The following is a 15,939-nucleotide window of genomic DNA, read 5'->3' as shown; positions in this document are numbered from 1 at the left end:
GGAGAAGAGACTGGCGCCGGCGCTGGCCGTCTCCTCTCCCCTCGGGGAGAGGTCGACCGAGCGAAGCGGAGGGCGGGTGAGGGGGCACTTTGCTCATCGCGTCCGTCACCATCAGCGCCTTACGGCGCCTTGATCTCCATCATGCCGGTGGCGGTGCGGGCCGAATATTGCGGCCGGTACATGTCCTCCACCGTTGCCGCCGGATGCGCGTAGGTGCCCGGTGTCACCGCGCGTACGACATAGGCGAGGGTCAAATTGTGGTCGTGGTCGCCGTCGGCCGGGTTGAACGCCGCGACGAAACGGTCGTCGCGGAATTCGAGATGGGCCGCGTCGGTCTGCGCCAGCCACGAGAAGTTCGTCAATTGGGCGCTGGACACCAGGCCGGGATTGTCGATCTCGAAGCCGGCCGGCAACAGGTCGGTGACCAGCAGGCGCGACGGCCATGTGTTCTGCTCGTTGACCTTGAGCACGACGACATAGCGTTCGTTCTGCGTCGCCTCGGTGACATTGGCTTCGGTGCCATCAAGCTTGTAGTAGGTGCGGCTGATGGTGAAGCCGTCGCCACCGGCCGGCAAGGGCTGGACCGGCGACGCCACCGTGGTGACGACGGCCTGCAGCGAGGTCTTGCCGGTGTTGGCGATGGTCAGCGGGCTGTCAACCAGGTCAGAGCCTTCGACCTGGTTGGAGTAGCCGCCGGAATGCGACGCGCCATTGACGGTCAGCGTGATCGTATCATTGCCTTCCTTCAGCGCGCGGGCTGCCAGCAGCATCCAGGATTCGTCCTGGGTGCTGGTCCGGCGGGCTTCGGCGCGTTCCCTGGTCACCAGCTTGATCAGCTCCGGCACGATCGTCGGCGCCGGCTTGGATTCCGCCGCCAGCGCCAGCATCGCCGCGCCATCACGCAGCCGCGAACCGTAGTCGGAGCGGTAGTAGTCGTAGTCGGTGGTGGACTTTGCCAACTGCAAGGCAGTCTTGAAGGTGGCTTCTGCACGTGGCGTATCGCCGTAGAGCGCCAGGCTCGCCGCCAGCTGGGCAACGGCCATCGGGCTCGAGAAAGCTTCGAGCTGGGTGTCCGCGTAGTAGCGCAGGTCGCCGATCGAGGCCTTCTTGTTGCGGGCCAGAACGTAGAGGGCGTAGGCGATCTCGCTGCCACGGTCCTGGACGCTCTGGTCGTAGCCGAGCGAGTTCTGCAGATTGCTCAGCGCCTGGTTCATGGCCAGGCTCGGCACGTCGTATTTCTGCTCGCGCGCCCTGGTCAGGAAGTCGGTGACATAGGCATCGAGCCACAGATCGCCGGAGCCCGGACCCCACAGGCCGAAGCTGCCGCCCGAGGCCTGATAGCTCAGAACCTTGTAGATGGCGTCCTGGATGCGGCCATGGATATCGGGATCGCTGGCCATGCCGATGCCGGATGCCAACTCGTTGACGTAGAGAAGCGGCATGGCGCGGCTGGTGGTCTGCTCGGCGCAACCATAGGGGTAGCGGTCGAGCGTCATCAGCAGCGACGGCACGTCGAAGGCGGCTGCCTGCGAAACGCCGACGCTGACGGAAGCGCCGTGGAGCAGGCTTGCCGCCAGCAGTTCCTTGTCGACGCGCAGCGCGCCGCCATTGCCCTTGAGGTCGACCACCAGGCGGGTGGTGACCGGCAATTGCGCCGGGCGCACCGGCACATAGAGTGTCTGCTCGACCTTGGTGCCGTCGGCATGGGCGAGCTTGATGGTGAGCGAGGCATTGCCCGCCGTCTGCGCGATCAGCGGCACAGTCAGCGTCTGGCGCTTGCCCTGGGCGAGCGTCAGCTTCTGAGGCAGGGGCTTGTCGCCCGTCGACAGGTCGCCCGTCGTTTCGATTGACAGCGCATAGTCGCCGGCAGGACCGTCGGTGTCGGCGACATCGAGGCGCATGACGGCGGCGTCACCAGGCGCCAGGAAGCGCGGCAGGCCGGCGGTGATCACCACGGGATCGCGCACGATGACATCGGACTGGGCATGGCCGACCGCATCTTTGGTCCAGGCGACGGCCATGACGCGCACGGTGCCGTTGAACTGCGGGATGTCGAAGTCGACCCGCGCCTTGCCGTCGGCATCGAGCTCGACGATACCAGAGAAGAAGGCGACCAGCTTTTCGGTCGGCGGGCTGCCTTGCGCCTGCATGTTGGCGCCGTCGCCGCCGGTCCTGAGCTTGCCGGTGTTGCCAAGCGAGCCGTCGATCAGGCGACCGTAGATGTCGCGGATTTCCATGCCCAGCATGCGCTGACCGAAGAACCAGTTCTCCGGATCCGGCGCCTTGTAGTTGGTCAGGTTGAGGATGCCGACATCGACGGCGGCAACCATGACATAGGCGTTGCTGCCCGGCTGCACGCCGGCGACTGAAACCGGGATCGACAGCTGTTGGCGCGGCATCGTCTTGTCCGGCGGCGTCAAGGTAATAGCGAGCTTCTTCGAGCCCGGATCGACCTTCAGCCATTTCACGCCGATGGCGCGGGCCGGCATACGTGATTCCTGCGCATCGCCCGGCCTAAACAGAGTGGCCGTGACATAGGCGCCGGCGCCCCAGTCCTCGCCGACCGGAATATCGACGGTGCTGCCGCCGGCCGGCACGAACGCGGTGACGGTCTTCAACAGCTTGTCGGAGCCGATGTTGATGAGAAGTTCGCCGGCAAAGTGCGGCGAGACTTTCAGCTTGGCCACTTCGCCGGCGGCATAGTTGTCCTTGTCGAGGGCGATCTCGAGACCGTCAGGCGTTTCTGTGGTGGTCGACGAAACATACCAGCCGGCATCGAACTCGTAGCTGGTCGCCGGTCCCTCGGGATCCGATGTCTCCACCTCAAGCCGGTACTGGCCCCAGTCGACCGGCACGGAGACCGTTGCGTCGCCGTCGGCGTTGAGGTCGACCTGGCCGTTGGCGATCGACTTGGTGAAGGTGACCGGCTCGTAGTTCCAGGAATTGTTGGAGCGATACCATTGGTAATTGCGTTCGACCTTGACCAGCGTCCATTGCGCGCCTTTCAGCGCCTCCCGCTTGCCGTCGGGATCGACGGCGATCAGGCTGAACTTGGCCGTGCCGCCCTGCGGCACTTCATTGTCGGCGAAATCCGGACGAATGCCGATCATATGGCCCTGCGGGCGGATGCCGATGTTGAGCGAACGCTCGATGGCGCGGCCACCGGTTTCGCGCATCCTGACCGTCACCTTGGCGTCGACCAGCTTGGTGGTCGAGGGCAGTTGGTCGACGGAGACCGGGAAGGTCACCTTGCCGTCATCGCCGACCACCGGCAGATCGGCGAGGGGGGTGACCGTGGGTTCGGCCGACTGCTCGTCGGCGAGGCCGAAGAAAAAACCCTGGAAACGGTCCCAGTCGCGCGACGTCGACAGCGTCAGCTCGCCTTCCAGTGCCAGGCCTGCCGCCGGCGCGCCATAGAGGAAGCGGCCGTCAATGTCGATGTTGGCGGTTTCGCCCTGCGCGATTTCCTGCTTGTCGGCCTTCATGTCGAATTCGATGCGATCCGGCACGAAATCCTCGACCAGGAACATCTGGCTGGCCACCGCCGGCTGCTTGGGATCGGTGTAGATCGACACCGACCAGGTGCCGCGCATAGCGTTGGGTGCGAGCGGCAGGTCGACGGCATGGCCGCCGGCGGAGGCGCCGTCGCTGACGATGCGGCGGTCCTCGACGCCGTCGGGGCGCGAGAAGATGAAGGTCAACGGCAGGTTCTCGACCGCCTTGGCGGCGCCGTCGCGAGCAAGTGCCGCCACATGAACATCCTCGCCGGCGCGGTAGATGCCGCGTTCGGTCCAGGCATAGACGTCGAGGGCGCCAGGCGCCGCGCGCCCGGTGACGCCGCGGTCGGACAGGTCGAAGCCGGCCCGGCCCATGTCGAGGAAGACGAAGTCATTGTCGCCCTGCTTGGCCATCAGCACGGCCGGCACCATGCCGCCGTCACCGCGCGTCAGGCCGGGGTTGAAGACGGCATGGCCGTCGGCATCCGACGTCGCCGTGCCCAGAACCTCATTGTTCCTGGCAACCAGCGTCAATTCGGCGCCGGCGATCGGCTTGGCGCTGCCCAGCGAACGGGCAAAGACATTGAGCCCGTCCTGGCCGGTATAAGTCGACAGACCGATGTCGGAGACGACGAACCATTGCGTGGCCATCGAATTGTAGTCGTCGCTCTTGTCGTTGACGGCCTGGGCGGTCAGTACATAGACGCCGGGCTTGCGCTGCGGCACCGCCTCGTCGACCGGGAAGGAGGTGGTGACCTCCTTGTTGAGATCATTGGCGATGTCGAGCTGGCCTTGCCAGACCGGCGCGCCCATCTGTTCGGAAATGTTGGAAATATCATAGCCATCGAGCTGGTGCAGGAACTGGTAGCCCGACAGAAGCTGGGCCAGCGAACGATCGCCGATGCGGTAGAGCTTCATCTCGGCGGCGTTCATGTTGACGGTAACGACCGGAATGCCACGGCGCGCGCCGGCCGGCAGCACGAAGCTGTCACCGGTGAAGCGGGCGGACGGTGCGCGGTCCTGCACATAGATCGACAGCACCACGGGTGCCGCGGTCACTTCTCCGATTGCCGCCGGCAGGCCGGCGCGGAAGGTGACGTCGTAATGCTGGCCGTGCTCCAGCCCTTCGACGCAGATCTGCTTGTCCTTGGCCTCGACGCCCTTGGGCGGTGCATTGTCGACGGTGACGAATTGCGCGTAGTCGACGCCGGTCTTGACCAGATCCTCGGAGAATTGCGCGCAGATGCGCGGCGCGCTGGTGTCGGCGTCGATGGTGTGGTCGATGACGCGGAAACCCTTGCGCGCCTTCAGATCGGCATAGTCGGCCTGGACCGCCGGCGAAGGATTCAGGGCAAGGCTGGCCTCATAGGCCTGCAGCGCCGGCCGGTAGAGATCTCGCTTGTCGAGGCCGTTGCCGAGCAGCGCCAGCACTTCGGCGCGCGTCTTGGTGGTGCGCAGTAATTTATAGGCGTTGAATGCGGCCGAAGTGCCGTTCGTCGGCAAAGTGGAAGCTTCGGACGTGCTGGCGGCGGGCTGCACGGCCAGCGTTTCACGCGCCAGGTTGAGCCAGAGCTGGCCATCATCGGGCAGCACCGAGACCGCGGCCTCGTATTTCAGCATGGCTGAGCGGTGGTCGCCGGTCAGTGCGGCCTGTTCGGCGGCGCTCAGCAAGGCAGCCATGCCTTCTGTCGGCTCGTCATAGGCCGGGCCGAGCAGCTTGTTGCGGTATTGCTGGGCCTGATCGGACATCCAGTTGGGGAAGAAGGCGAGTTCCGGCGGCGCGCCGATATCAGGATCGCCATCGATGTTGACGACCTTGCCCGCGACCGCGCCGTTGAAGGTTTTCAACTGGTTGTAGTCGGATTTGAGGAAGCACCATTTGGCTTTTTTGTTGTAGGTGAAGGCGCGGCAGGCCGGGTCTCCCAGGCATGTCGTCTTGCACTGGTCGATTGTCACATTCTGGTCGGACCTGAGATCAAAGCCGAAATAATCGGAATTGTCAGTTGTCGCGATTCGCCGGGCTTCGGCTGCTTGCGCGACGCTGCTCCAGGCCAGGACATTGGCCCAGGCAAAAAACAGGAGAATCAGAATCGAAAGACCACGAGCCGCGCGCATTGCCATAACACCCCTCCAGACACAGCTGACGTCCGGGCATGATCAAGCTTCAGTCAGGCTTGTCAACACAAGGACGCGGCAGGGTTCCGCCTGCCAACGGTTTCCTTTCCGGCCGATGACCGGTAGTACCTCCATAGGACAGGGGATCACGCATTCTTGCGGCGACGCAAAAGGTGTGAATTCCAAGCCCGCCCTATTTCAGACAATTGGATTGTGGCCCCTTTACGAGCGCTTCAGAACTTCATTCCAATTTTAGGTTTGTAATCTAGGTTGTCTTAATGCCGGCGCATGAAGAGCAGATGTCAGGAGGTCGCGCGCCAGGGCGTGCGCTTCCGCGCGCCCTGCTGCTGGCCATGATGTGCTCGACCGTGCTCGTCGCGGAATCGCGCCCGTCGGCCGCTTTCGAGCTTTTCGGCATCAAGCTGTGGGGATCGTCCAGCGACGAGGATGCCGATATCGTCGATCCTCTGCGGTACGCCGTGACCATCAACGCCCCCGACGCCGACAAGGATCTGGTCAAAAAGCTTGAAAATGCCTCGGCGCTGAAGAGTGACGAGGAGCGTCCGGTTTCAGGCTCGCTCGGGCTGCTGGCCAAGGCGCGCAGCGACCGCGAACAGCTTGTCGCCGCGCTCTATGCCGATGCCCGCTACGAAGGCGTCGTCACCGTCACCATCGACGGCAAGCCGCTCGACGATTTGCCGCCGGATGCCGAATTCAAGGGTCCGCAGCCGGTTCCCGTGGCCATCGACATTGCTACCGGGCCGAAATTCACCTTGGGCAATATCAGGCTGCAAGGCGACGCGGCAGGCCTGATGAGCGCCGATTATGGCCTGATATCAGGCGGCGACGCCGGATCCGGCGCCGTGCTCAAGGCCGAGGCGCTGATCGTGCGCACGCTGAAGGAGCAAGGCAGGCCGCTGGCCAAGGTGACGGATCGCCAGATCGTCGCCGACCATGCCTCTTCGACGCTCGACGTGACGCTGACGGTCGCCGCCGGCCCGGTCGCCGGCTATGGCCCGACCACGGTGGAAGGCACCGAGAAGGTCGATCGCGACTTCACCGAATACATGACCGGCCTCAAGCGTGGCCGGCAATATTCGCCGCAAGAAATCGACGATGCGCGCGACCGGCTGCTGGCGCTTGAGGTCTTCAACAGCGTGACGTTCAGGGAAGCCGACGCACTCGATGCCGAGGGCAACATTCCGATCGGCGTCCAGGTCAGCGAGCGCAAGCCGCGCTATTTCGGCGTCGGCGGCACTTTTTCCAATACCGAGGGACTGGGCCTTGAGGGCTATTGGGGCCATCGCAATTTGTTCGGCCGGGCCGAGAAGCTGCGCATCGAGGGCAAGATCAGCGGCATCGGCAGCAACGATCTCGGCGAGCTCAACTACAATGCCGGCATCATGTTCGAGAAACCCGGCGTGGTCGGGCCGGCATCGAAGTTCTTCGCCAGCGTCAAGACGGTGCTCGAACATCCTGATGCCTATGACCATTTCTCGGTCAAGGGCAGCACCGGCCTGTCCTACGAACTGACCAAGAAGCAGACGGTTTCCGCCGAGGCAGCGCTCGACTATTCCCGCATCCACGATGCTTTCGGCAAGCACAAATACCTGATCGCCAGCATTCCGCTGCAATATGTCTACGACAGCCGGGACAACCGGCTGAACCCGACAAGCGGCTTCCGGGTGCTGGCCTATGCCGAGCCCAGCTACGACATTTTGAGCGGTGCGGCCTTTCTCAAGCTGAAGGGAGAGGGGTCGGCCTATCAGTCGCTGGATTCAGCTTCGAAGTTCGTGCTGGCCGAACGTGTCGCCATCGGTTCGATCGTCGGCACCAGCCTCGAACATGTGCCGGCCGACCGGCGCTTCTATTCCGGCGGCGGCGGTTCGGTGCGCGGCTACGCCTATCAGGGCATAGGTCCGAAGGATTTCACCGGCCAGCCGATCGGCGGCCTGTCCTTCTTCGAAACCTCGGTCGAGATGCGCATCGCCATCACCGACACGATCGGCATCGTGCCGTTCGTCGATGCCGGCACCGTGTCGACCAAATCGGTTCCCGATTTCTCCGATGTCAAGGTCGGCGCCGGCGTCGGCCTGCGCTATGTCACGCCGTTCGGGCCGCTGCGCATCGATGCCGCCGTGCCGCTCAACCGCGATCCGGGTGACCCGCATTTCGGCATCTATGCCGGCATCGGGCAGGCATTCTGAGCGATGAAGATATTCAAGCGCATCCTTCGCATTGTCTTCTACACGCTGCTGATCGTGGTCGCGGGGGCGATCGGTGCGCTGGTGGTGCTGACCAAGACCGAGCGCGGACGCGACAATCTCGCCGGCATCATTTCGCGGCTGGCCTCGAGCGACGACCGCAAGATCACGGTCAGCGGCATAGATGGCATCTGGTCCGGGGCTCTCAGTGTCGACCATGTCGTGCTGGAGGACCGCGAGGGCGCCTGGCTGGTGGCGCGCAAGGTGGCCGTCGACTGGTCGCCGCTGGCGCTGCTGTCGAAAAACTTCAGCGCCGACCGTATCGCTGCCGAGCGTATTGAACTGGCGCGATTGCCGGTGGCCAGCACGCAGCCAGCGCCGAGCGGCGGCACGACGACGCTGCCGGTTTCCATCGACATCAAGCAGATCGACCTGCCCGAGATCGCGCTGGGGCAAGACCTTGCCGGCAGCGGCATCGCCGAGCTTGCGGCCAAGGGATCGGTCAAGGCCGATGCCGCACCGCTGGCGGTCGAGACTGTCCTCAACATCACCCGCCATGACGGCAAGCAAGGCGATGTCGATGCCAAGATCCACTTTGCGCCGGCGGACAACAGGCTCGATCTCGACCTGAAGGCCTCGGAGCCGGCAGGCGGCATCATCGCCAATCTGCTCGAGCTGCCCGATACGCCGCCGGTCAACATAAATGTCTCGGGCACCGGGCCGCTCGCCAATTGGAACGGCATCGGCACGTTCTCAGTCGACGGCAAGATCGTCACCCAGCTGACAGGCCGCCACCAACTGACCGACAAGGGTAATCATATCGAGGCCAAGGGCGACGGCGATTTCGCTCGCTTCCTGCCTGAGAATCTCAAGCCGCTATTTGCCGGGAAGACCAGTTTCGACGTCGCCGGCACCGCCACATCGGCCGGTGGCGTCAGTGTCGACCGCGCCAACATCGACAGTGATGCGGTGCACGGCACCGCGACCGGCATTGTCGATCCTGCCGGCGCCAGCGACCTCTCGGTCCAATTCGCCGCCAAGGGCCCGCCCGTGGTGATCAGCGTCGGCAGCAAGGCGCAGCCGATCACGCTGGCGATCAGCAATGCCACCGCCCGTGCCTTCGGCGACGGCAAGGCGCCGATCATCGACATCGGGGCCTCCTTCGTCTCCATCGTCGCCGGCGGCACGCGGCTGGATGATCTGGCGGCGCAGATACATTCCGACGGCTTCGATATCCAGAACCGCGCCGGACCGGTCACCGTCAAGCTGGGAGCGGGCGGCCTCAAGACCGATGTGGCGACGCTGGCGCCGCTGATCACCGGCAAGATCGATGTCGATCTGGCCGGGTCGGTCAGCAAGGATGCCATTGCCATCGACCAGGGCACGCTGCGTTCCGACGCGCTCAACGCCTCGCTGACGGCAACGGTGGCGCTTGCCGACCTGTCGATGCAACTGAAGATGAACGCGGATGCCGTGGCGACGGCCTTTCCGCCGCAGATCGCCTCGGTGCTCGGCGCCCGAGTGAAATTCTCGGCCAGCGCGGCCCGCGATCCGCAGGGATCCTTCGCCGCCAACTCGATCGAATTCACGTCCGGCACGCTCAGCGCCGCCGGCACCGCCAGCATGCAAGGCACCGACATCCAGGCCGACATCAAGGGCAAACTGGGCGATGTTTCGGTGCTGTCGCCGACGGTCGGCGTGCCGGTTACCGGCGGCGTCGATTTCGCGCTGTCGGCAAGCGGCGCGATGACGGCGCCGGATTTCACCGTTACCGCCGGCAGCGACAGCCTGACCGCCTCGGGCCGCACGGTGAAGACCATCAAGCTGACGGCGAGCGGCAAGGCCGATATCACCAGTCCCGCCGCCAACGTGTCGCTGACCGGCTCCGTCAACGACCAGCCGCTCGACATCAAGGCAGCGCTGGTGACAAGCGAAGGCAAGCGTTCGATCAACGGATTCCTGGTCTCGCTGGGCGACAACAAGGTCTCGGGCGATCTCGCGCTGGACGACAAATATATGCCGCTCGGCACGCTGACGCTCGACGCGCCTGCCATCGACCAGTTGGCCGCACTTGCCGGCCAGGCGGTGACGGGCGACATCGACGGCACCATCAGCTTTGCCAAGGAGGGCGACGCGCCCTCCGTCGCTATCGACGCCAAGAGCACGTCGATCGCGCGCGGCGAGGTGACGGCCAAGGCCATCACCGTCAATGCGCTGATCGCCAATTATCTCAACGCGCCGGCGATCGCCGGTTCAATCAAGGCCGACAGCGTGACCTCGGGGGCTACGGAAATCGGCGGCATCGCCGTCGACCTGAAGCGCGACGGCGCTTGGACCAATTTCACCGGCGGCGCCACCATAGCAGGCATTCCGGCAACCGCTGCCGGCCGGGTGAAGATCGCCGACGGCACGACGAGCGTCGAGATTGCTTCGGGCGAGGCGACGGTTCGCGGCATCAAGGCGGCAATCGCTCAGGCGTCGACACTGAGCATCGCCAACGGCACGGCCAGCATCGAGAAACTGGCTCTCGATGTCGGTGGCGGCTCGGTGACCTTGTCGGGTACCGCCGGCCAGACACTCGATCTCGCGGCGCAATTTTCGGCACTGCCCGCGGCACTCGCCAATGAATTTTCGCCCGGCCTCGAGGCTGTGGGCACGCTCAACGGCACGGCTGGTGTGACCGGATCTCCGGCCGCTCCCGATGTCCGCTTCAATGCGCAACTGGTCGGTATCGAAACCAGCCAGACCCGGCAGGCCGGGATCGGGCCGCTCGCTGTCGATGCGGCCGGCAGCTACACCATGGCCGGCGGCGTGATGCTCGATCAGGCGACGCTGACCGGCGACAAGATTTCGGGCAAGGCGACCGGCACCCTCAACCCGAACGGCGCCAGCGATTTTGCGCTCGATCTCATATCATCCGGCCCCAGCCTGCCCCTGACTGTCGGCAGCGCCGAGAGCCCGGTCAAGATCGAGATCCAGTCGCTGTCGGCAAAGGTGGCGGGCGAGAGCACGCGGGCCCGCCTGGATGTCTCTGCGATCCTGCCCTCGATCGTCACCAGTCCAGCGAGGGTGGAGGGGCTTGCCCTGGCGTTGCATTCGGATGCGTTCGATCTCAAGAACCGTGCAGGGCCGGTTTCCGGCACCGTGTCGGTGGACAAGGTCGGTCTCGACAATCCGGTGATCGCGCCGCTGATCGCCGGCAAGGTCACGGCAGCGCTCAGCGGCCGCCTGACAGCCGATGCGGTTGCCATCGACAGCGGCTCGCTCAAGAGCGATGCGCTGAACAGCCAGGTTGCCGGCCAGGTGTCGCTGCGTGACGGTGCCATAGACCTCAACCTGAAGGCGGATGCCCCATCGTCGGCCTTGCCGGCGGCGGCGCGCGGCATGCTTGGCGAACGCGCTGAGATCAGCGCCACGCTGAAGCGCGACCCCAATGGCAGTATCAATGTAAGCGGATTGAAGCTGGCCTCGGGTGCGCTGACTGCCGATGGGCAGGCGAGCCTTGCCGACAACAAGGTGGCCGCCGACATCAAGGGCGCGCTGAGCGACATCTCGCTGCTGTCGAAAGACGCCAAGGGCGCCATCGCCTTTTCGTTGAACGCGCAGGGCCCGGCCGCGGCGCCCGACCTGTCGCTGACTATCGACAGCGACCGCCTTCTCGTGGCGGCGCGAGAGATCACCGGGCTGAAGCTGACCGCCACCGGCAAGGCCGATGCCGCCAATCCGGCGGCGAATGTGCAACTGACCGGCAATGTCGCCGGCCAGGCGCTGCAAGGCAGCGCGGTGCTGGCGACGGCTGACGGCAAGAGCGCCATCAACGGCCTGCTGCTGTCGCTGGGCAAGAACAGGATCTCAGGCGATCTGGCGCTGGATGAGAAGTTCGTGCCGGTCGGCACCATCGCGCTCGACCTGCCCGATATCGGCCCGCTGGCGGCACTTGCCTTGGAAAAGGCCGAAGGCGACGTGCGCGGCACGATCGCTTTCTCGAAGAACGGCACCGCGCCGCAGGTCGCCATCAAGGCGGCGACAGCATCGATTACGCGCGGCGACCTGCAGGCGAAAGCCGTCTCGATCGATGCGCTGGTCGCCAACTATCTGGTGGCGCCCGTGATCTCCGGAAAAATCCGCGCCGACACCGTCACGTCGGGCGGCACCGTGATCAGCGGCATCGATGTCGACTTGAAGCGCGACGGCGACTGGACCGGCTTCTCCGGCGGCGCAACCGTCAAGGGCATTCCGGCACAGGCCGCCGGCCGGGTGAAAGTGGCCAACGGCACGACAACCGTCGAGCTTGCCTCCGGCCAGACGACCGTCCAGGGCATCAAGGCGGCCATCGCCCAGCCCTCGACCGTCAGCATCGCCAATGGCACGACGACGCTGGACAGGCTGGTGCTCAACCTTGGCGGCGGCACGGCGACGGTGACCGGCAAGGTCGGCACCGCGCTCGACATCAATGCGACGCTGGCGCGGGTGCCGATGTCGCTCGCCAACAGTTTCTCGCCGGGGCTCGACGCCGCCGGCTCGATTTCGGGCACGGTAAAGGTGACGGGCGCGCCGGCAAATCCCGCCGTTGCCTTCAACATCGACGCGGCCGGCGTGCAGACCTCACAGACCCGCGGTGCCGGTGTCGGTGCGGTGAGTGTTTCCTCGTCGGGCACCTTCGGCGCCAACAAGCTGACCTTCAATGCCAATGTCAGCGATGGAGCCGGCCTTGGCGTCAAGGGCGGCGGCACCGTGACGACGGCCGGCACGCCGGCACTGGCGCTCGACTTCAATGGCGCCGTGCCGTTCGGCCTGCTCAGCCAGAAGCTTGCCGCGCAGGGCCTGTCGCTGTCTGGAACCGCCAATGTCAACGTGCAGGTGCGCGGTCCCGCGACATCGCCCGTCATCGGTGGCAGCGTCAGCACCTCCGGTGCACGCCTTGTCGATGCGCGCTCCGGCCTCGCCGTGAACGATCTCGCCGCCGATGTCTCGATTGCAGGCGGCGTCGCCAGGATCAACCGGCTGACCGGAACGCTGTCGACGCGCGGCAGCCTGTCGGCCAGCGGCACGGTCGGCATCAACCCGGCGCAGGGTTTTCCGGCCGATCTGTCGATCAAGCTGGTCGACGGCCGCTATACGGACGGAAGGGTGGTGACCGCCAATCTCGGCGGCGACCTGACGATCAAGGGACCGCTGACCTCCGCACCGGTCATCGCCGGCACCGTCAATCTCGCCAAGACGGTGATCACCGTACCGGACAAGTTGCCGGGCTCACTGGCTGCGCTCGACGTCAAGCACAAGAATGCGCCAGGTGCGGTCAAGGCGCAGGACAAGGCGCTGCGGCCGCCGACGACCAGCGGCAAGGGCGGCGGTAGCGGCCTTGCGCTCGATGTCTCGGTCAACGCGCCGAATCAGATCTTCATCCAGGGCAGGGGCGTCGATGCCGAACTCGGCGGCTCGCTGAAGCTGACCGGCCCGGCCTCCTCGCCGCAAGCGGTAGGCACCTTCACCTTGCAGCGTGGCCGGCTGTCGATCCTCGGCAAGCGGCTGACCTTCACCGAAGGCACGGTCGGGTTTTCCGGCTCCCTGGTGCCTTATCTCAATTTGACGGCGACCACGACGACGACCAGCGCCACCGTCACCATCGTGGTGTCGGGCGAGGCGACCAATCCGAAATTCACCTTCTCCTCGGTGCCGGCGCTGCCCGAGGACGAGGTGCTGGCGCAATTGATCTTCGGCCGCTCGATGTCGAACCTGTCGCCACTGCAGATCGCCCAGCTCGCCGAAGCGGCCGGGCAACTGGCCGGCGTCGGCGGCTCGACGTCGCTGCTGGAAAACCTGCGCAGCGCCATTGGCGTCGACGATCTCGACGTCACCACCGACGACCAGGGCGGCACGGCGGTCTCGGCCGGCAAATACCTCAACGACCGCACCTATGTCACGATCCAGAAGGGCGACAAGCCGGGCTCGGGCAAGGCGACGATCGACCTCAATGTCGGGCGCGGCGTCAAGCTGCGTGGCGAGGCCAACGATGCCGGCGAAGCCAAGGGCGGCATCTTCTACGAGAAGGAATACTGATAGTTCGTTGGGATTTTTGGCCTCATGGTGGATCGATTCTGGTGCTGTCCGGGCCAGAGTAAATGTCTCAGTCTAATCGGCTATCGAGATTCCAGAAGAATCCGTCGGACAGTAGCAAATTTGCGCCAAGACTGTCGTTATCACGCGAACCGCTCCCCTTTCAAAGTTGCACATTCCCTAACATGTTCTCAATCCACGCCGTCTTTGACATCATGGCCTGGATGCGGAATGTTAAAAGGCGGAAAGCCAACAATGGGAGTTAAGTCATGACAATTTATAAGAGCAATGGCGATCGCGTTCCGGATCACATCCTGGCCATGGCCGAAGAAGCCAAGGCAGGCAAGGTGGATCGCCGCGAATTCCTGGCCATGGCCAGCGTCTTCGGCGCATCGACGGCAATGGCTTACGGCTTGCTCGGACTCGCCGATCCGACGCCGGCGAAGGCCGAAGAGGTAAAGGGCAAGAAGGGCGGCACGCTGAAGATTGCCCAATGGATCAAGGATCCCAAGGACCCGCGCAAGGCCGACTGGTCGGAAATCGCCAATGCCGAGCGCCAGGCGCTCGAGCCGCTGGTCAAGTACACCTCCGAATACACGTTCCGCCCTTATCTGCTGGAAAGCTGGGACGTCAACGACGATGCCACGCAGTACACGCTGCATGTGCGCAAGGGCGTCACCTGGTCGAATGGCGATGCCTTCACCGCCGATGACGTCATCTTCAACCTGAAGCGCTGGGCCGACAAGAAAGCCGAAGGCAATTCCATGCCCGGCCGTCTCGGCTCGCTGGTCAAGGACGACAAGCTCGACGAAAGCGCCGTGACCAAGCCGGACGACCACACGGTCGTGCTGAAGCTCACCAAGCCGGACATCGCGCTGATTCCGAACATGTGCGACTATCCCGGGCTGATCGTCCACAAGACCTTCGATGAGAAGGGCGGCGACTTCAAGGCCTGCCCGATCGGCACCGGCCCGTTCGAACTCGTCTCCTACGATGTCGGCCAGAAGGTGGTCTACAAGCGCCGCACCGACGACAAGTGGTGGGACGGCGAAGTGTTCCTCGACGGCCTGGAATTCATCGACTACGGCACCGATCCGGCAGCCATGGTCAGCGCTTTTGAAGCCGGCGAAGTGCACACCAATTTCGAGACTTCGGCCGACTACGTGTCGATCCTCGACGGCATGGATCTGGTGAAGTCGGAGATCGTCACCGCGTCGACCATCGTCTGCCGCACCAACGTCAACAACAAGCCCTATGGCGACCAGAAGGTGCGCAACGCGCTGCAGCTTGCGGTCGACAACAATGTCGTCTTGCAGCTCGGCTACGGCAATGCCGGCTCGGTCGCTGAAAACCATCATGTCTGCTCGATCCATCCGGAATATTACGAGCTGCCCAAGGTTGCTCGTGATCCGGCCAAGGCGAAGGCGCTGATGGCGGAAGCCGGCCAGGCCGACTTCGAACACGAGCTGATCACCGTCGACGAAGACTGGCACAAGAACACCGGCGATGCGATCGCCGCCCAGCTGCGTGACGCCGGCATCAAGGTAAAGCGCACCGTTCTGCCGGGTTCGACGTTCTGGAACGACTGGACGAAGTATCCGCTGTCGATGACCAACTGGAACATGCGCCCGCTCGGCGTCCAGGTTCTGGCCATCGCCTATCGCACCGGAGAGGCCTGGAACGAGGCCGGCTGGTCGAATCCGGACTGGGATGCCAAGCTCAATGCGGCGCTCGCCGTTGCCGACGCCGCCAAGCGCAAGGACATGATGAAGGACATCGAGCAGATCCTGCAGGATTCCGGCATCATGATCCAGCCGTACTGGCGCAAGCTCTACAGCCACTCGGTCAAGGCGGTGCAGAATTACAAGATGCATCCGACCTTCGAGCGCGACTACGGCAAGGTCTGGCTCGACCAGGCTTGATCGCATCGACATGGGGGAAGGGGTTCGCTCCCTTCCCCCGCTCTTTGCATCGTCCGTCCCTGCTGATCCGCACTTTCTCAAAAAAGTTACGGACTCGCGGTCCGGGCCATGCAACAAAACAGGGTTGATCGCATCCGAAGGCCT

The 15,939-nt window shown here is 64.4% G+C and carries 4 protein-coding genes; 3 read left to right on the top strand and 1 reads right to left on the bottom strand.

Annotated elements, in window-relative coordinates:
- Positions 1-119: 119 nt before the first annotated feature.
- The gene (locus LB558_RS13545) at positions 120-5,618 is read right to left on the bottom strand and encodes an alpha-2-macroglobulin family protein (RefSeq protein WP_224697994.1); all 5,499 of its coding nucleotides are present in this window, start codon (positions 5,616-5,618) and stop codon (positions 120-122) included.
- A gap of 272 nt (positions 5,619-5,890) precedes the next feature.
- On the opposite strand from LB558_RS13545, the gene LB558_RS13540 reads away from it, so the two are divergent.
- From LB558_RS13540 to LB558_RS13530, 3 genes are all read left to right on the top strand, one after another.
- Positions 5,891-7,819 carry an autotransporter assembly complex protein TamA gene (locus LB558_RS13540; RefSeq protein WP_224697993.1) on the top strand — a complete coding sequence of 643 codons (1,929 nt, stop codon included), beginning with the start codon at positions 5,891-5,893 and terminating at the stop codon, positions 7,817-7,819.
- A 3-nt stretch (positions 7,820-7,822) separates the two neighbouring features.
- Complete coding sequence (locus LB558_RS13535) at positions 7,823-13,876, top strand: translocation/assembly module TamB domain-containing protein (protein WP_224697992.1); 6,054 nt, start codon at positions 7,823-7,825, stop codon at positions 13,874-13,876.
- Positions 13,877-14,142: 266 nt separating this feature from the next.
- Entirely contained in the window at positions 14,143-15,795 is a 1,653-nt protein-coding gene (locus tag LB558_RS13530; protein WP_127255393.1) for an ABC transporter substrate-binding protein, read from the top strand.
- Positions 15,796-15,939 lie beyond the last annotated feature (144 nt).

The organism is Mesorhizobium sp. CO1-1-8, assembly GCF_020164875.1.
In the GTDB taxonomy this organism is placed as follows: domain Bacteria; phylum Pseudomonadota; class Alphaproteobacteria; order Rhizobiales; family Rhizobiaceae; genus Mesorhizobium.
The sequence above is the reverse complement of the archived record's forward strand: the minus strand, read 5'-3'. Positions and strand labels throughout refer to the sequence as shown.

What these genes read in the sequence shown, in the direction of transcription:
- LB558_RS13545 (WP_224697994.1), bottom strand. Translation starts at nt 5,618, where the DNA reads ATGGCAATGCGCGCGGCTCGTGGTCTTTCGATTCTGATTCTCCTGTTT.
- LB558_RS13530 (WP_127255393.1), top strand. Translation starts at nt 14,143, where the DNA reads ATGACAATTTATAAGAGCAATGGCGATCGCGTTCCGGATCACATCCTG.
- LB558_RS13540 (WP_224697993.1), top strand. Translation starts at nt 5,891, where the DNA reads ATGCCGGCGCATGAAGAGCAGATGTCAGGAGGTCGCGCGCCAGGGCGT.
- LB558_RS13535 (WP_224697992.1), top strand. Translation starts at nt 7,823, where the DNA reads ATGAAGATATTCAAGCGCATCCTTCGCATTGTCTTCTACACGCTGCTG.